Origin of the sequence: Marinobacter salarius, from assembly GCF_032922745.1 — a bacterium.
Lineage (GTDB): Bacteria > Pseudomonadota > Gammaproteobacteria > Pseudomonadales > Oleiphilaceae > Marinobacter.
This window is the reverse complement of the sequence record NZ_CP136693.1, coordinates 4,060,499-4,078,249: the sequence shown is the minus strand read 5'-3', so window position 1 is coordinate 4,078,249 and position 17,751 is coordinate 4,060,499. Positions and strand designations below refer to the sequence as shown.

Sequence of the window (17,751 nt, the reverse complement as noted above, 5' to 3'; positions counted from 1 at the left end):
ATCACCTTTTGCAATACATAAGCTCGCTTTATTGCGAGTTACAATGCAACGGTAATCCTTGAGGGTGACAAAACAGTGTCAGGTAGGTGACAGGTCAATGACGAAATTATGAAGGGGCAATAAAAAAAGGCAGCCGAAGCTGCCTTTTTCAAACGTGCTGACTGTTATTTAAACAGCAACAACGTTCTCTGCCTGAGGGCCTTTCTGGCCGTCAGTTACGGTGAACTCAACCTGCTGGCCTTCTGCCAGAGTCTTGAATCCGCCGCCTTGAATAGCGCTGTAGTGAACGAATACGTCCGGGCCGCTTTCACGAGTGATGAAACCAAAGCCTTTTGCTTCGTTGAAAAACTTAACAGTACCGGTAGTAGTCGACATAATCATAATCCTGAAATCGATAATTTAATGTGCCGCCAGACCATCTTAAACGATGACTGATCAGCGTTGTGCGGAAACAAAAAACGCGCGGAATCAAAAACAGGACGGACAACTACCAAAACAACAGAGATGCGTCTTATTCGTGAAATGCTGTGCTAAATCTTTCCTACGAAACGAACTTTACTCCTATGTCCCCTGAATTGCCAAGTTTATTTGTAGGCATTTACCGATGCGATCCAAAATCAAAACAATTACTCTGAGAGTCAGAGGCCCGTTATTTGGGAAATTGCTGTTTGGAACGAGGGTGAACTCATGAAATACATCTTCGAGGTTCGCATACGAGAAGGGCACACGGCAGAGGAATACGCCGATGCCTGGGTTCGTGCCAGCGAGATCATCCAGCAGGCGCCGGGTGCGCGTGGAACGGAGCTGCACCGGAAAATTGGTGATCCGAATGTGCTTATTGCCATCGCCAGTTGGGACAGTAAAGAACAGCGGGATGCCATGGAAAGGCAGCATAACCCGGAAGTGGCCCGAATCATCCGCAGCGCCGCGCCATTTTGCGAGATTACGCCGCTTGGCGAATTCGAGGACCCTGAGTGGGTGGTGATGCCGCCTGGCAAGCGAGGTAGATGAGTGGCCATGGCTCGAAAACGCCCACAGATCTCATCCACGGCCGCATTGGGATTCCAAGCTGGCATTGGTGTGGTGGGGATGCTGGCGATTTTTCTGTTCGGTATACCGGTTCAGTACGATGGCTTGAGTCCTGGCTCGGTCGTTCTGTGGGGAGTGGCCGGCAGTGTGGCAACGTACGTCGTGATCATGATGCTGACCTGGCTTCCGGGCAGGCTTCGTGACTCTCTGGACTCCCAGTTGGAGCAGTTGCACCGTTTCGCCTGCGAGTATTCATGGCCGGTATTGGTTGCCTTGGCAGTCTTCGCCGGAGTTGGTGAAGAATTGCTGTTCCGCGGTGCAATCCAGGGTTGGCTGGCCCAACACACCCACGATGTGGTTGCGATAGTGGCTGCGTCGGTGCTGTTTGGCATGGTGCATTATCTTTCGTTCACCTACTTTCTATTGGCGACCGGGTTGGGATTGGTGTTGGGAGTAGCGTATGCACTGACGGACAGCCTGTTGCTGGTAATGGTCTGGCATGGTGTTTACGACATGATTGCGTTGTACTGTCTGCGTCGGTTTCCAGAATGGTTTGGGGTGCGGGTTGGATAAACCAGAAACGCGTCGCCTGTTCTTCGGGTTGGAAATCCCCGATTCAGTGAAGCAGCGTCTGGTGTCAATCCAGCAACCGGTTGCTGGGGCGCGCTGGCAGCGACCGGATCAGCTGCATCTTACGCTGGTATTTCTCGGTAGTGTGGCCAGGCAGCGGTTGCCAGATGTATGTGATGCTGCCCGAAACCTGCCAGTTGGACAATTTGATCTCACCGTTTGCGGCCTGGGCTGCTTCGGCCGACCGGACTTTCCAAAAAATCTGTGGGCCGGAGTTCAGCCAGCGGATAAACTGGCTGAGCTTCACGAGGTGCTTAACCAGAGTCTGTGCATGCCTGGGTTTGAGCAGGAAAAACGCCCGTTCTGCCCACATATCACGTTGGCTCGTTTCAAGAGGCAGCGTGGGTCAGTCGCCGAATTGCTTGAGTCTCAGGAACGACAACCTATAGGGACCTTTTCGGTGGGCGGGATCGCGTTGTTTGAAAGCACACAGGGGGCTCATGGGTCTGTCTATCAGATCATTGAACGGTTTCCCCTCGCCGGAAATCCCGAGAGACTTTGCCGCTAACACGATGTAAGGGGAGTCAAATGTTCCACTACGAAACCGAACCAAGATTCAGCGACACCGACGCACTTGGCCATATCAATAACACGGTTTACCCGGTCTGGTTTGAGCAGGCGAGAACACCGGTGTTCCGTATATTCCATCCTTCCCTGGAGCCGAAAGGCTGGCCACTGATTCTCGCCCGCATGGAAATTGATCTCAAAGCCCAGTGTTACTGGGCCACGCCTGTTAAGGTGCGGTCCGGCATTGGCAAAGTCGGCAACTCTTCCTTCGAGGTAATCCAGGAAGCTTGGCAAAATGGTGTTTTGGTTGCGCGTGGCGTTACCGTGCTGATTCATTTCGACTACGAGACTCAAAAGTCGGTCCCCATCCCTGAAGCGGTTCGTAGCGAGCTTGCAGTGCATACTTTTGAGGCATAAACCGCTGGATTGCCAACCACAGTTCCGGAGACAACGTGGACACGCTTAACAATAACGAAGTGGAACGGATTTTTTCATCGGCACCGTTTGTTGCAGATATTGGTCTGGAACTGGTGTCTATCAAAACCGGTGAATGTCGCTCCCGTCTGGTACTGGCGGAACGGCATCTGCAGCAGGACGGTTTCGTGCACTTCGGGGTGCAGGCTACGGTGGCGGATCATACGGCCGGTGCTGCCGGGGCCTCCGCTGTTAAATCCGGGCAGATGGTCCTGACATCGGATTTCTCGCTGAAGCTGCTGCGGTCAGCCAGCGGGACACATATCGAGTGTGTCGCCACTGTGCTCAAGGCAGGCTCCACGTTAACCGTGGTAGAGTCTGAGGTGTACTGTGGCAAGGCCGGCGACATGAGGCTTGTCTCCAAGGCAACGGTGACACTGGCCATTGTCAGCCCCAAAAACAGGTGAGGTGGCGTGCAGTGAAAGACATTTTTCGAAAGCTGTTCTGGCCCATTCTCTGTTTTTTCGAGAAAGGTGGAAGCGCCGAGGGTTATCGTCAGTCGCATCGTAAAATACTGCTGGTGGTCGGTTTTCTGTTCCTGGTTCTGTCCGGGGTGTCGCTTTTCTTTTCAATCTTCGCGGAAACCTTCAGCGCTTTGTTACCTATTGTGCTGTTTTTCGTGATCAGTCTCGTCTGTTTCGTGGTAGGACTGCTCGGCAGCGACAGCGCGGTGGCCAGGATCTGGGGCACCCGATAGGTCATGTATCGGGTGAAGAAAGGGAGACCTGTTCCAGTTTCCTGAACGTTTACGTGTTACTCCCCCGCTCGTTTCCTGGCTTCGAAGTTCTCAAGCTCAACGTTGATGGCGTTGGTCGAAATCACGATTTCGTACAGCGAATACAGCAATGAGACCGACAGCAATATCAGACTGATGCCGAACGCGATGGCCCCCGCAAGTTGAGCCCCTACAAACAGAACAAACATGGACATGGTGCAAACAAAAAAGCTGAGCACACCGTAAGCCTGCATCCGTTTGGTCAGCAAAATGCGTTTGCGCAGCATGCTGATCTGGCGGGCGATAAGGGCATGGTCTTCTTCCGTATCCATTTGCTTAAGCTGGCGTATCAATTGCGCCAGAACAAGAAAGCGATTGGTGTAGGCCAGCAGCAACAGTGAAATGGCGGGAAACAGAAGGGCGGGGGTGGTCAGTGTCAACGTCGACTCCTTGATCTGCACGGACAGGTTTGACCAATATAGCAGGCTTTGTCGGTTGCTGTAGCCCCATCTCATGCTTGGCACTTTGGCGCGGCTTCCAGGATTCATCACGGTGGTGTTGACGTTTTTGGTTGTGCCAGTGTCGTATTGGTTCAACCTGATAACTGAAAACAGGGTCACATTAGAGCTATCGACAACCCGGTAGGGGGAGATAGCAATGGCCGTTAAATTTGAGCAAGCACTTCTGGATTATCCGCAGCAACGGGCGGGCGCCGCCCGCCAGCCTGACAGTGTTGACCAGTCCGACCGTCGGGTTCCCATTAACCTGCGCCAGTCCGGCCCCACGCCGGTGGAGATGTTGATCTCCACCCGTGTACGCAAGTCGCCATACTGGCACCTGGCGTACGAAGCTGGATGCTGGCGGGCGACCGTTTACAACCGTATGTATCACCCCCGGGGCTATGTCCGTCCGGAAGATGGCGGCGCCATGGTGGAATACGAGTCGCTGATACATGACGTCACCATGTGGAATGTCGCCGTAGAGCGCCAGATTCAGGTAAAGGGGCCGGATGCGGAACGCTTCGTGAACTATGTGATTACTCGAGATGCCACCAAGATAAAACCCATGCGTGGCAAGTACGTCATCTTGTGCAATGAAGAGGGCGGCATTCTCAATGACCCGGTTCTGCTTCGTGTTGCCGAGGACGAGTTCTGGTTCTCCCTTTCCGATAGCGACCTGGAATTCTGGTTGCGGGGCGTCAACATCGGGATGGGCTTCAACGTCACCATCGCGGAAATCGATGTAGCACCGGTGCAGATCCAGGGTCCCAAATCTGAGGCGCTCATGGCTGACCTGTTCGGTGAGCGCGTGAAGGAGATTCCGTACTATGGTTTGATGGAGGGCCAGGTTGCCGGCCATGACGTGATTATCTCCCAAACCGGTTTTACCGGTGAGAAGGGTTACGAGATTTACCTCAAGGAAGCCACCAAATACGCTGAAGACCTCTGGTACACCGTGCTTGCCGCCGGTGAGGCCCACAACCTGAGGGTGATTGCGCCGGCGCATCACCGCCGAATTGCTGCCGGTATCCTTTCCTGGGGCCAGGACGTGGATCAGGAAACCCTGCCATTCCAGTGCAATCTGGCGTATCAGGTGCCTCGCAACAAGGACGCGGATTACATCGGTAAGCAGAAGCTTGAGAAAGTCCGCGAGCAACTGGACGCTGGCCGACCGCCGTTTAGCCACATCATGGTGGGTATCCGTTTTGGCGGTGGCCAGGTAACCGACTATGCCAACGACTTCTGGCTGGTCAGCGGGCCGGACGGCGGCGAGCCGGAGGGCTATGTTACCTCGCCCTGGTACTCGCCTGAGCTGGAAACCAACATCGCACTGGCCTATGTGCCGTTTGACTTGCGTGCGGTTGGGACCCGCCTGACGGTCCATCTGCCGGTGGAATACGCCGCCACGGATGGTTCAACGGCTGTCGAGGCGGAGGTGGTGGAAGTTCCGTTCCGGCCTTCGGTGAACCCCAACGCCCGCGAGCGGGCACGAGCGAAGGGTATCGACTTCGCGGACTAGCAACACGGTGGGGCAGGCGGCGGTGGCCGTCTCCTGCCCGATGCAAGCAGGTATCAATGGGGTGCGTGATTCATGAAACTGGTGAGTGATAAACAGCCGTTCAGTGCCCATGACGCGGAAGCCACCGCACGGATGCAGGCCCTGGTACGTTGGGCGTCGATTGAGGCAACACCCCGCCAGATACTGGCACAGGAGCATTTGCCGAATTTGCTGCCGCGGGGCACCTGTGTCTACGTGCCTTTTCTGCCAAAAGGCCAATTCAGCGATACCCTGCGGGCATGCCGTCATCTGTTGAACGTCGGCATGCAGCCGATTCCCCACGTACCCGCACGTATGGCCGAGAGCCGCGGGCAACTTCGGGACTGGCTCTCGCAACTGGATGAAATCGGCGTTGACCGTTTACTGCTGATTGCCGGCGACAGTGATGCGATCGCCGGCCCTTTTCCAGATACCCTGGCCGTTCTGGAATCCGGCTTGCTGGCCCAGTTCCAATTCCATGGTATCGGTGTGGCAGCCCATCCGGACGGGCATCCCATGGCGGACCGGGCAACCCTCATCCAGGCCCTTGGCATCAAACGCGAATACGCGCGCACGACATCCACGCGGCTCTGGGTGGTCACTCAGTTCACCTTTGACGCCAACGTGGTCATCGACTGGCTGCAAAGCCTGGGCAGCATCCTGGAAGAGGTGCCGGTGTACATTGGCATGGCCGGCCCGACGCGGGTGAAAACGCTCATTGCCTATGCGGCTCAATGCGGGGTGGGGGCATCGGCCCGTCTGATGCTGCGACGCCCTGGCAGCGCCAAATTGTTACGCGCGTGGTCGCCAGACGGAATGGTACGCGCGCTTGTCCAGTACTGCCTGGACAACCCGGATACCTTGTTACGGGGCATTCATCTTTTCCCATTCGGTGGCCTGCGCCAATCGGCGCAATGGATTCAAGAACACAGTGGGTCCATTGAGGACCAGAGAGGTCAGTTCCATGAGCCTTCAGTACAGTAAGCTGACACCTGCAACACCACCGGAAGCCGACTTTCCGCCGCCGGGGACTCCTGACATTGAGATTGCTCGCTCGGTCCAACCTCAGTCTATTCTGCTGCTGGCCCAACAGCGATTCGGTCTGCCGGGGGAGAGCCTGGTGCCGTTCGGCCACTACAAGGCCAAACTGGATATGGCCTATGTGGATACCTCTGATAGTGCACCCCGGGGCAAACTGGTGCTTGTGACCGCCATTACGCCCACGCCAGCGGGGGAGGGCAAGACCACCACGAGTGTGGGGCTAAACGACGGCTTCAACCGCCTGGGCGTGCGTTCGTCCGTGTGCCTGCGGGAGCCCTCCCTGGGACCCTGTTTCGGCATGAAAGGAGGCGCAGCCGGCGGCGGCCGCGCGCAGGTGATTCCGATGGAAGACATCAATCTGCATTTCAATGGTGACTTCCACGCCATCACCACGGCCCACAATCTGCTGGCGTCATTGATCGACAACCACATCCACTGGGGTAATGAGACGGGCCTGGACTCTCGCTATGTGAGCTGGCGGAGAGTGATGGACCTGACCGACCGTTCCCTGCGCAACCTGGTGTGTGGGCTTGGTGGTGCGGCCCACGGCGTGCCCCGGGAAACCGGGTTCGATATTACGGTGTCGTCTGAGATCATGGCGATCCTGTGCCTGGCGGACGGTCGGGCGGACCTCAAGCAGCGGCTGGGCAATATCATTATCGGCAGGCGCTCTGATATGACCCCGGTGACCGTTCGCGACCTGGGCGTTGAAGGGGCGCTGACTGTGCTTCTGAAAGAGGCACTGCAGCCCAATCTGGTCCAGAGCCTGGAACACAACCCGGTGTTCATCCACGGTGGGCCGTTTGCCAATATCGCCCACGGCTGTAATTCCGTGACCGCTACCCGTGCGGCTCTGGCCCTGAACGATGTGGTGGTCACCGAGGCGGGATTTGGCGCCGACCTGGGGGCGGAAAAGTTCATTGATATCAAATGCAGGCACACAGGCCTGCGGCCAGACGCCGCCGTGGTGGTCTGTACCATTCGGGCGCTCAAAATGCAGGGCGGGGTCTCTCGCAGCCAGCTCTCCGTTCCCGACCTCGCCGCCTTGAGGGCCGGTGCTGCCAACCTGGAGCGGCACGTCCGTAATCTGCAGCAGTTCGGGCTGACGCCAGTGGTGTGCATCAACCGTTTCCCGGACGATACCGAGGAGGAAATGTCACTGGTGCAATCCATCAGTGAGTCGCTGGGTGTGCGTGCAGTGCCTGCCGACCATTGGGCCCTGGGTGGTGAGGGTGCCACCGAACTGGCCCAGGCAGTGCTTGATCAGATGGACGAAGGCACACCGGAGGTGAACTTTCTCTATGAAGACAGCCTGCCGCTGGCGGATAAAATCCGCACCATCGCCACGCGCATTTACCACGCCGGAAGCGTGGAATTCACCACGGTGGCGAAGCGGCAACTCGAGGAATACGAAAGCCTGGGATTTGGCCACCTGCCGGTATGTATTGCCAAGACCCAGTACAGCTTCTCGGCGGATTCGTCGGTGAAGGGAGCGCCATCCGGCCATACACTGCCGGTAAGGGAAGTGCGCCTGGCGGCCGGCGCCGGCTTTGTTGTGGCGGTGTGTGGCGACATCATGACCATGCCCGGGTTGCCACGTCGTCCCGCGGCGTTGGACATTGCGTTGGATGATAATGGCCTGGTGATGGGATTAACCTGAACCGGTACCCTCAAAAATACCATAGGTTGGCTCGGCACGGGCGCGCCTCAAAGCCTGCAGGGAGGAGGACGGCAGACTGGCCATGGAATCGGTAAGAACCGTGTTGGAAGAGCCCTGGGAAGAAACTTCCATTCGCTCGTATTTGGGCGCGCGCCCCATGGTCTTGCGGTAGCATCGGCTGAAATGGGTGGCGGATACAAACCCACACATGGAGGCGATTTCCACAATCGAGCAGGATGTCTGCTTGAGCAGCCGTCGTGCCCGGTTAAGGCGTACCCGGAGGTAATAGCGCGACGGTGTGCAGCCCATGTGCTTGAGGAACAGCCGTTCCAGTTGCCGCCGTGAAATGCCGGCCAGTGTTGCCAGTTCCTTCAGTTCGATGGGTTCTTCGATATTGGCCTCCATCAACTGGGCCGCTTCCGCCAGTTTGGGTTGAGCGCACGCCAGTCGCGGGTGCATGGGCATGGGCTGCTGTTCACTTTCCTCGCGCACCCGGTCGCACACAAACATGTGGGATACTGCATTACTGAGTTCCTGGCCGTGACGCCGTGCCAGAAAACTGAGCATCATGTGCATGGGGACGGTGCCACCGGTACAGGTCATACGTTCCCGCTCGACAGTAAACAGGCGGTTGTTGGTCTGCACCCGTGGAAAGCCCTCCTGCATGGCCTCCAGGCATTCCCAATGGGCGCTACAGGCGTGCCCGTCCAGAAGGCCTGCGCTGGCCAGGACATAGGGCCCGGTGCAGACGGCTCCTAGGAGGACATGGCGACGCGCCATCAGCTTCAGCCAGATCACCTCCTTGCGGGAGAAACTCCGTGTGACATCAATACCGGCCACCACGATCACCAGGTCAAAACGATGTTCTTCCTGGATAGACGCATCCGGCAACATTGAAATGCCATCGCTGGCACGAGCGGGTTCGCCTCCGGCCGTGAGCAGCTTCCAGGAATAGAGTTCAGTGCCGGCCAACTGGTTGGCCATGCGCAGAGGTTCAACGGCCGTAGCCAGGGCAATCAGGGTAAAATTATCGATCAGCAGGAAGCCGACTCGATAGGGCTCTTGGACGGGCCGATCTGTGTATGAGCCTTTGTCAGCGGTCATGGTAAACCCCCTCGCCCCGCCTGGGCCTGTCGCGGCAATGTCTGGCTGTCACACCCAGTTTGATGCCTTAACTTGAACACTAGTTGTTGCACTTTGATAGTGCAATAAGTGATCAGTTCCAATGTGATCTCATTCTATGCTGGCGGCCCGGTAGCGAATGGTCCACAACCGACACGGGGCTTTGCGGAATGATCCAGATGCGACGTTAGTGCTGTTTTTTGGGCGGGCCCGAACTGTCGTAAACCATCGTTCGAATGTCGTCAGCAAGCAGGCGCTGGACCGCCAATAGCGCTATCCTTGAAGCACACCCCAAGGTAGGAGGCTGCGAAGTGGCTGTCAGTCTATTTGAGCTGTTCAAGGCAGGCATTGGCCCGTCCAGTTCCCATACCGTCGGGCCCATGGAGGCCGCGCGCCGGTTTGCAGGTGGCCTGGACGAAGAATGTCTGCTGGCTTCCGTGCATCGGCTGAAGGTATCCCTGTATGGCTCTTTAGGTGCTACCGGCAAGGGTCATGGCACTGGCCCGGCTGTGATGATGGGGCTGGAAGGCGAGCGGCCGGCCCGGATTGATCCCGAGCAAATGCCGGGGCGGCTTGAGCGTATTCGAAGCACAGGAATCCTCAGCCTCGCCGGTCAACATCAGATTCGTTTCCGCGAGAGTACCGATATCGTGTATTACCGGCGGAAATCGCTGCCAGAACACCCCAACGGTATGGTCTGTCAGGCATTTGACGAGCACGGGCAGTGCCTGTGTGAGCACACCTATTACTCGGTCGGCGGTGGTTTTGTGGTGGCGGCGAACGCCGATGGCAGCCTGGAAATCCGCGCAGACGACACGCCCTTGCCTTATCCCTTCAACAGCGGGAAAACCCTGCTGGCCCTTTGCCAGGAACACGAGCTCACCATCGCCGACATAATGTTGGCCAACGAGCAGGCCTGGCGTACGGCCGATGACATTCGAGCGGGCATTCTCGAGCTCTGGCGCGTAATGCGTGAGTGTGTGCAAAACGGTATCCGCCATGAGGGGGAGTTGCCCGGAGGCCTCAAGGTCCGGCGCAGGGCGGCGTCTCTGTATCGCTCGCTGATGGATAAAACGCGAGTGGACCTGATATCGCCATCGTTGAGCGCGCTCGACTGGGTGAATCTCTATGCCCTTGCCGTCAATGAAGAGAACGCGGCCGGCGGCCGGATTGTGACCGCACCGACCAACGGCGCTGCTGGCATTATCCCTGCGGTGCTGCATTACTACTGGGAGTTCTGCCCCCAGGCGGATGAAGACGGCGTTGTCCGCTTTATGCTGACAGCAGCGGCGATTGGCGTACTGTTCAAGGAAAACGCGTCCATTTCAGGGGCGGAAGTGGGCTGCCAGGGCGAAGTGGGATCGGCCTGTGCGATGGCTGCCGCCGGCCTGGCTGCGGCTACGGGTGGTTCTCCGGAACAGGTTGAGAACGCCGCCGAAATCGGCATGGAACACCACTTGGGGATGACCTGCGATCCCATTGGTGGGCTGGTGCAAATCCCCTGTATCGAGCGCAATGCCATGGCATCGGTAAAAGCCATCGACGCGGCCATCATGGCCTTGCGGGGTGACGGCAAGCATTTTGTGTCCCTCGACAAGGTGTTGCACACCATGCGCGAAACCGGCCGCGATATGCTGGACAAGTACAAGGAAACTTCAAGAGGCGGGCTGGCGGTCAACATCATCGAGTGCTGACCGCCAGTGTTGACTGAACGATGGCGTTCAGGACTTGACCCGCTCGTTGTCCGAATCAAACAGCGCCCGGTAGCCGACGGCTTCAATACGGATGGGGTAGTGCTCCTGGAAGTACTCCAGGGTCAGTTCACGGCCTTCCTGAGCATACTCCACGGGAATGTACCCCAGCAGGATGATCTTGCCCACCGACGGCCCCCAGACCACGCTGGTGTTGTAGGAGCGGCGGCCGTGACTGTCCACCAGCACTTCTCCGGTTTGCGGGTCGAGGATCGGCCACTGGCCAACCGGGTAGCGCAATACCCCGTTGGCATCCCGATGTTCCGTCATGGTCATGGTGCACAGGTACGCGGCCTGCTGTGACCAGCTTCGTTGTTCCAGGTAGGCTGCCTTGCCATGGAAGTCTGCCTCCTTGACCTTGGGCCGTTGGAGCCCGGCTTCGTAAAGGTTGTACTCCGTTTCGAGGTCTACGTTCTGCAGCCGCAGGCTCTTCTCCAGACGGCGCGTGTTGGCGTAGGTTTCAATGCCAACCGGCGTAACACCAGCTTCGTACAGCAGATCCCAGATTCGCAGGCCATAGCTGAACGGGAAATAGAGCTCCCAGCCCTGTTCGCCCACATAGGATATCCGGAACGCCCACACCGGAACGCCCTGGATATTCAGTTCTCTGGCGGTGGCAAATGGGAAATTCTCTGCCGACAGCTCGTCAGGGTTGGTGACGAACTGTGCCAGCGTTTCCCGCGCCTTCGGCCCCCAAAGCCCCAGGGTGGCCAGCTCATCGGTGCGGTCCTGCAGGCGGATATTGTTCAGGCCTTTTTCCCGTGCGATGCGTTTGATCCAGCAATGGTCCCGATGGCCAGTGTCGCCGCCGCAGACCACCCGGTAATCGTTGTCGCCCCGTCGGATGATGGTCAGGTCTGAGCGGATGCCGCCACGTGCATCCAGAAAGTGAGTATAAACACCCTTGCCATGAGAGATGGTGCCGCCCACCTTGGCGACGGACAGGTACTCCAGCAGAGTTTCGGCGTCGTCACCGGAGATGTCGAAAATAGCGAAGTGGGAAAGGTTGATCATGCCCACCGATTCGCTCATTTCCAGTTGCTCGGCGTTGGACACTTCCCAGAAATGCCGGGCGTCCCATTCATGTTCCCGTACCGGAATGCGGTCGCGGTATTTCGCCAGCAAAGTGGACTCGTTGGCGGCGTAGCCGTGGGCCCGCTCCCAGCCGGCGGCTTCCATGAAATAGGCACCCAGCTCGACTTCCCGCAGATAGAAGGGGCTGGTTCGCATCCTGCGACCGGTCATGTAGGGCTCGCGGGGATGAACCGCCGGGGTGTAGATTTTCTTGGCGGTTTCGTAGCAGCGGTTGTACACGTAGTCCGGGGTTTTCTGTAGCGGATAGTGGCGGGCGATGTCGATGCTGTGGGGGTCCATTTCCGGAGAACCATGGGTCATCCAGTCCGCCAGAATTTTGCCTGCACCGGGGCCGTCCTTGACCCAGACCGCTTCACAGAACCAGAGGTTGCGCACTTCCGGGGATTCCCCCATCAGTGATCCGCCGTCGGGTGTGACCGACAGCAGGCCGTTGAAGGAGTGCTTTTCCTCCCAGCCCAGTTCGCCGAGGATCGGCGTCATTTCGATGGCTTTCTCATAGGCATCCATGACCTGATCCAGCGTCAGGTCTCTCATGGATGGCGACATCCGTGCTTCGCGGGGCTCGGAAATGGCCCCGGGGTAGACCAGTCGAGGATCTTCCGCTTCGTAATAGCCCCACTCAATGCGGCCACCCTCAGTGGTGGTAGGGTCGCCAGTATCCCGCACGTAGGCGGAGTTGCCCTGGTCGCGGAACAAGGGATAGACAATCTGCTTGCCGGTGCCGGCCAGTTCCTCGTAAGGGCCGAAGAACAGCAGCGGGTGTTCCAGTGGCATCAGCGGCAGGGGCGAGTTGGCGGTATTGGCCATCAGGGGCCCCCAGATGCCCATGGACAGCACCACGTACTCGGTTTCGATATAGCCTTTGTGGGTTTCCACGCCCCGTACCTGGCCGTCCTGTACGTCGATGCGGATGGCCGGAGTGTAGGCAAAGGCCTGCAATTTCCCGGTAGCGACCGCCTCTTCAACCAGATCGCCTGCAACGCTCTGGGAGCGGGGCACCACCAGCCCCGCGTCCGGGTCCCACATGGCGCCCTGGATACAGTCTTCGTTCAAAAGGGGAAACAGTTCTTTCGCCTGTTTCGGTGAAATCATGCTGACGTTGGTGCCGAATGCCTTGCCGGAACCGACCTTGCGGCGGAGTTCGTCCATGCGCTCGTCGTCATCAGCGCGAGCCACTTCCATGCCGCCGCATTTCACATAGTTGCCGCGTTTCTCATAGAACGCCTGGCTGTACTTGGTGGTATAGATATTCAGCTTGTCGTGGGAGGTGGTGAAGCAGAAATCCGAGGCATGGGAGGTAGAGCCGATGTCCGAGGGAATGGCAGACTTTTCCAGCCCTACGATGTCGTCCCAGCCCTGTTCGATCAGGTGGTGGGCTACCGATGAGCCAACGATACCGCCCTGGCCAATGATGACGACTTTTGCACGTTTCGGTAGTTGTGCCATCTCGATCCCCCTTTACCCACAATGTCAGTCGCGTGTGCGGCCTTGATTCAATGTGGCCCGGATTGGTCATGGGTGGTAAATCCAATACGACACCAAGTCGTCCAAAAACGGCAGGGGTGTTCGTGTAACGTTTGCGCCTGACCGGTTTTCAATGTGAGCAGTTGAGTCCCGTGGCAATCGGGACTTTACTTGCAGTATGGACAGGCGCGGCGTTCAGCAGATCGTGTATCAGATTGGCATGGTGACAGTGGTGGCCATTGCTGTAGGAAGTGCTGCTTCACTGGCAGCGATCGGATTTGTGGATGCGGTGCACTATCTCAACGACCGGCTGCTAATGTCTCCTTACGCCCGCATACTCGCGGAGGACCAGCCGGGGCTGGTAGCGACGGCGACGATTCTCGTACCCACCGTTGGTGGCCTGATCGTCGGCCTGGTCGTGCACTTTCTGGTTCAGGAAAAACGTGGCCTGGCCCCGCCGGATGCAATCCTGGCGGCGCAGACCACCAGGCCGGCTCCCGGCTTCAGGAGTGGTGTGGCATCAACCTTCGCGGCGCTGGTTTCTCTGGGTAGTGGTGCCTCGGTTGGGCAGTATGGCCCGTTGGTGTATCTGGGCGCGATGTTCGGGAATCTGGTGGGGCGTCTGCGGCTTAACCTGCGCCATCAGCGTTCCATTGCGATTGCCTGTGGTGTGGCAGCGGCCATTTCCACGGCGTTCAATGCCCCCATTGCGGGGCTGGTGTTTGCCCACGAAGTGATCCTGCGCCACTATTCGTTGCGTGCGTTCGCACCGGTTACGGTGGCCGCGGCGACCGGCTATATCATCGCCAATGTGATCTTTGACCGCCCAGCGCTTTTCCTGGTGAATTTCGATCGCGTGGCGCATAGCTACGAGTTCGTGTTTTTCGCCCTCGAAGGTGTGCTATGTGCAGGTCTGGCCTGGGTGTTCATGGTGCTGCTTCGGCTCAGTACCAACGCCGCACGTCGCTGGATTGGTGTAGCGTGGGCACGGCCGGCCGCCGCAGGCTTGACGGTGGGGCTGGTAGCCCTGTGGATACCGGAGGTGCTGGGGATTGGGCAGGAAACCCTGCGCTTTGCCACCATCGAAGGTGCATTCGGTATTGGTGAGCTGGCGTTGATCATCATCGCCAAGCTTGGGTTGACGGCATTGTGCGTGGGATTTGGCTTCGTAGGTGGGGTTTTCAGTCCGGCCCTGTTGATCGGAATTCTCTTCGGAGCCTTTTTCGGTCTGGTGTTGCCTTATGTGGTACCAGTGCCCCACTCAGGCCTGGTGGTGTATGCCATTTGCGGCATGATGGCACTGGCCAGTTCCGTTATCGGGGCGCCGTTGACCACCATTCTGATCGTGTTCGAACTGACCCGCAGTTACGACCTGACGATCGCCGCCATGGTGTCTGTGGTGTTTGCCAACCTGATTTCCTATCGCGTGATCGGGCGTTCGCTGTTCGATCTGCAGTTGCGTGCCCGTGGCTTTGACCTGTCTCTGGGGCGCGACAAGGCGATACTGGAGACTCACAGGATCAGTGATTATCTTTCCAGGGCCGTGACTACGGCCAACGCCCACGACACCGTGGGAGATGTTCGTCAGCGCCTGGTGGAGGACCACCGTTCCGAGGCCATGGTCCTGACGCCGGAGGGCAAACTGCTGGGTGTGCTCAGGCTGCAGGGCATGGTTAACTGCGCCGCCGATACGCCGGTGTCTGACGTGGCGATCCGATCTTTCACCCTCTTTGATCACGACACCACGGTATGGCAATCCATGGACATGTTGCGGGGTTTCCTCGGCGAAGCTGTACCGTTGGTGGACCGGGATGGCCGATTGATAGGTGTGGTTCCGGAAGAGGCGGTCATTAGGGCGTATCTTGAAATCGTGCATGACCTGCGTGAGGAAGAAAATGAAGCGGCTTAGCTTACCGGGACTTCGTTTGCTGATGATCGGCCTGTTGGTCATTCCGGCGGCCCTGCAGGCGCAAGGCGGGGATGAGGAGCGCGAGGTGCTCACTGTCGTCACTTGGGGTGGTGCCTACGAGGAGAGTCAGCGAAGGGCCTATTTTGAGCCATATACGGCGGCAACCGGTGTCGAGATTGAGACTGTGCATTACGACGGCGGAGTGAAGGCCTTGCGGGAGCATCTTGCCGATGGTGATGCCGAGTGGGATGTGATTGACATGATACAGTCCGACGCCAGCGCCGCCTGTGAGGAAGGCCTGCTGGATATCGTTGAACCGGACATTCTGGTACCGGCCCCCGATGGTACGCCGGCCGTGGATGACTTCATGGACGACGCCATTCACCGGTGTTTTATCACCCAGATTGTGTTCTCAACCGTTATTGCCTTCGACAACCGGGCGTTCCCGGGGGTAAAGCCAGACAGCGTGGAGGATTTCTTCAATCTGGAGGATTTTCCAGGAAAGCGGGCGCTCAGAAAATCGCCGGTTGGGCTCTTCGAATGGGCGCTGCTGTCACTTTCGGTGCCGAGAGAGCAGCTTTACGATCTGCTCAGTACCCGGCGCGGGCTTGAGTTGGCGTCCCAGCGGCTGGATGACATCCGCGAGGCCATCATCTGGTGGACCCGTGGCGACGAATCAGTGGAACTGCTGACCAGTGGCGAGGCTGCCATGGCTACGGGCTACAATGGTCGATTCTTCCATGCGAGGGCGATGGAAGGTGCCCCGATCTCGGTTATATGGGACGGACAGTTGATTGGCTTTAACAGTTGGGCGATTCCCCGTGGCACCGATCAGTCAGACCAGGCAGCGGATTTTATCGCCTTTGCAACCCGGGCAGAAAACATGGCCGCCCAGGCCAACCTGATCAGCTATGGGCCAACACGCAAGTCGGCCCAGCAGAGGGTTGGGTTGCACACTGATGCAGGGGTGCCCATGCGGCCCTACATGCCGACCGCTCCCTCTCATTTGGACAATGCTGTAATCCGTGACCACCATTGGTATTCGCAGACCGTTGATCTGCGGGAGCAATGGTTTCTGGAGTGGTTGGAGCGCCAGTAGGGCGTTCAGATCAGTTCGCAGGCTTCCGTAATCACCCGGTTTCGGCCAGCGGCCTTGGCGCGGTATAGCATGGCGTCGGCCCGGCTGATGGCATCCTCGATGCCCTGCCCAGGCAGGTATTCGGCAATACCGACGGTTGCGGTCACGGAGACACCCGCGATGGGTGCCCTTTCAATGGCGCGGCGGCAGCGCTGTGCAGCATGGCGGGCGCTGCGAAGGTCCACGCCCGGTGTAGCGACGAGGAATTCGTCTCCGCCCCAGCGTGCGGCGAGGTCCACTTCACGAACGGTTTTGGAAAGGATGTCTGCAAACCCGCGAATCACCGCATCACCGATTTCGTGGCCGTAGTCATCGTTGATGCTCTTGAATTCGTCAATATCAATCAGAATGATGGTCAGAGGGCGCTGGTATCGGTCTGCCTGGGCGGCTTCGGCAGACAGGAAACGGTCAGCACCCCGGCGGTTTGCCAGGCCGCATAGCGGGTCTGTGTTCGCCCAATGGTGCAGGGTTTCAGCTCGCGCAAAGGCACTCCAGGAGCGTTCACGCAGCAGCGTTCCGGCGCTGGTAAGCACCAACAGAACGGTGAGGAACAGATGGATGCGCAGCAGGTATACCCAGTTTTGACAGTGATCGCCTGCTGCCAGGAAGCATTGAGAGACTTCCTGGGTGGCCAGCGCGCCCGAAAACAGCAAGGTCGCGACACCTGTCACCATGCCGCCCCGAAAACCAAGCGCAATAAAACCGCCAACGATCATGATACCCACTGCCCAGTAGTGCCCGCCCGTGAGCAAAAGAAGGTGTTCGCCGAGCGGGTCGCCAACCGCAAAATGCCATGCGAGGCGGCTGAGAATCATTGTCCCGACTACAGCGACGAGGGTGATTTCCATGGTTCTGAGCTGCAAGGATCGGTGCCAGAATGCGAAGCCAAGAATGGTGAGAATGATGGAAAAAACAGGGTAGGCGATGGTAATGAACGGATCGCTCTGTTCCCGGAAGGCCCAACTGAGCATCATGATAGCCACGGTCAGGGCCAGTACGCCAAGATAGGTACGCCGCCGGTAGGTCTCAAGGCGGTTAAGTTCTATTTTGACGGCTTGGAGATGATTTCCGGGTGCTGGATCCATAGCGTTTGTAATTCCGTTTATCACGGGCGCGCTTGAGGCGCCGACATAACCACAGAAGATTGTAGGTATTTGCTACAGATATTATCGTGCATTC

At 58.1% G+C, this 17,751-nt stretch carries 17 protein-coding genes; 12 read left to right on the top strand and 5 right to left on the bottom strand.

Features of this window, described 5'->3' with window-relative positions; all coding sequences use genetic code 11:
- Positions 1-168: 168 nt before the first annotated feature.
- Complete coding sequence (locus R1T46_RS18955) at positions 169-375, bottom strand: cold-shock protein (protein ID WP_007151952.1); 207 nt, start codon at positions 373-375, stop codon at positions 169-171.
- A gap of 312 nt (positions 376-687) precedes the next feature.
- Here R1T46_RS18955 and R1T46_RS18950 point away from each other — a divergent pair, with 312 nt between their 5' ends.
- Genes R1T46_RS18950 through R1T46_RS18925 form a run of 6 tightly spaced genes read left to right on the top strand, consistent with a single transcriptional unit; the run spans position 688 to position 3,337 of the window.
- Positions 688-1,011, top strand: coding sequence for an antibiotic biosynthesis monooxygenase family protein (locus R1T46_RS18950; RefSeq protein ID WP_317306589.1), 324 nt, complete (start codon positions 688-690; stop codon positions 1,009-1,011).
- 6 nt (positions 1,012-1,017) lie between these two features.
- Entirely contained in the window at positions 1,018-1,602 is a 585-nt protein-coding gene (locus R1T46_RS18945) for a CPBP family intramembrane glutamic endopeptidase (RefSeq protein WP_317306587.1), read from the top strand.
- A gap of 46 nt (positions 1,603-1,648) precedes the next feature.
- Positions 1,649-2,167, top strand: a complete 519-nt coding sequence (thpR, locus tag R1T46_RS18940) for an RNA 2',3'-cyclic phosphodiesterase (RefSeq protein ID WP_305956646.1) — start codon at positions 1,649-1,651, stop codon at positions 2,165-2,167.
- 20 nt (positions 2,168-2,187) lie between these two features.
- Positions 2,188-2,583, top strand: coding sequence for an acyl-CoA thioesterase (locus R1T46_RS18935; protein WP_036204438.1), 396 nt, complete (start codon positions 2,188-2,190; stop codon positions 2,581-2,583).
- A 35-nt stretch (positions 2,584-2,618) separates the two neighbouring features.
- Entirely contained in the window at positions 2,619-3,047 is a 429-nt protein-coding gene (locus R1T46_RS18930) for a PaaI family thioesterase (RefSeq protein WP_041335346.1), read from the top strand.
- An 11-nt stretch (positions 3,048-3,058) separates the two neighbouring features.
- Positions 3,059-3,337 (top strand): hypothetical protein, encoded by a 279-nt coding sequence (locus tag R1T46_RS18925; RefSeq protein ID WP_036204442.1) that lies wholly within the window; start codon positions 3,059-3,061, stop codon positions 3,335-3,337.
- 56 nt (positions 3,338-3,393) lie between these two features.
- Here the strand turns inward: R1T46_RS18925 and R1T46_RS18920 are convergent, their stop codons facing one another.
- Positions 3,394-3,795 (bottom strand): DUF2721 domain-containing protein, encoded by a 402-nt coding sequence (locus R1T46_RS18920; RefSeq protein ID WP_036205745.1) that lies wholly within the window; start codon positions 3,793-3,795, stop codon positions 3,394-3,396.
- Between the two features lie 217 nt (positions 3,796-4,012).
- Here R1T46_RS18920 and R1T46_RS18915 point away from each other — a divergent pair, with 217 nt between their 5' ends.
- The 3 genes from R1T46_RS18915 to R1T46_RS18905 all read left to right on the top strand — a co-directional run bounded on the left by R1T46_RS18915 (position 4,013) and on the right by R1T46_RS18905 (position 8,093).
- Complete coding sequence (locus R1T46_RS18915; protein WP_317306579.1) at positions 4,013-5,374, top strand: glycine cleavage T C-terminal barrel domain-containing protein; 1,362 nt, start codon at positions 4,013-4,015, stop codon at positions 5,372-5,374.
- Positions 5,375-5,446: 72 nt separating this feature from the next.
- On the top strand, positions 5,447-6,376 hold the full coding sequence (locus R1T46_RS18910; protein WP_041335352.1) for a methylenetetrahydrofolate reductase: 930 nt from the start codon (positions 5,447-5,449) through the stop codon (positions 6,374-6,376).
- On the top strand, positions 6,357-8,093 hold the full coding sequence (locus tag R1T46_RS18905; RefSeq protein WP_317306578.1) for a formate--tetrahydrofolate ligase: 1,737 nt from the start codon (positions 6,357-6,359) through the stop codon (positions 8,091-8,093). Before R1T46_RS18910 ends, R1T46_RS18905 begins: the two co-directional genes overlap by 20 nt.
- Here R1T46_RS18905 and R1T46_RS18900 read toward each other — a convergent pair.
- Positions 8,085-9,197: a GlxA family transcriptional regulator gene (locus tag R1T46_RS18900; RefSeq protein ID WP_317306577.1), complete on the bottom strand. Its 1,113-nt coding sequence runs from the start codon at positions 9,195-9,197 to the stop codon at positions 8,085-8,087. The genes R1T46_RS18905 and R1T46_RS18900 overlap by 9 nt on opposite strands.
- A gap of 329 nt (positions 9,198-9,526) precedes the next feature.
- On the opposite strand from R1T46_RS18900, the gene R1T46_RS18895 reads away from it, so the two are divergent.
- Positions 9,527-10,909, top strand: coding sequence for an L-serine ammonia-lyase (locus R1T46_RS18895; protein ID WP_317306576.1), 1,383 nt, complete (start codon positions 9,527-9,529; stop codon positions 10,907-10,909).
- A gap of 27 nt (positions 10,910-10,936) precedes the next feature.
- Here R1T46_RS18895 and R1T46_RS18890 read toward each other — a convergent pair whose 3' ends face one another.
- Entirely contained in the window at positions 10,937-13,507 is a 2,571-nt protein-coding gene (locus R1T46_RS18890; protein ID WP_317306568.1) for an FAD-dependent oxidoreductase, read from the bottom strand.
- A 196-nt stretch (positions 13,508-13,703) separates the two neighbouring features.
- On the opposite strand from R1T46_RS18890, the gene R1T46_RS18885 reads away from it, so the two are divergent.
- On the top strand, positions 13,704-15,434 hold the full coding sequence (locus R1T46_RS18885) for a chloride channel protein (protein WP_317306566.1): 1,731 nt from the start codon (positions 13,704-13,706) through the stop codon (positions 15,432-15,434).
- Positions 15,421-16,533, top strand: coding sequence for an extracellular solute-binding protein (locus R1T46_RS18880; RefSeq protein WP_278368194.1), 1,113 nt, complete (start codon positions 15,421-15,423; stop codon positions 16,531-16,533). Before R1T46_RS18885 ends, R1T46_RS18880 begins: the two co-directional genes overlap by 14 nt.
- A 5-nt stretch (positions 16,534-16,538) precedes the next feature.
- Here R1T46_RS18880 and R1T46_RS18875 read toward each other — a convergent pair whose 3' ends face one another.
- Positions 16,539-17,657 carry a sensor domain-containing diguanylate cyclase gene (locus tag R1T46_RS18875; RefSeq protein ID WP_041335833.1) on the bottom strand — a complete coding sequence of 373 codons (1,119 nt, stop codon included), beginning with the start codon at positions 17,655-17,657 and terminating at the stop codon, positions 16,539-16,541.
- Between the last annotated feature and the right edge of the window lie 94 nt (positions 17,658-17,751).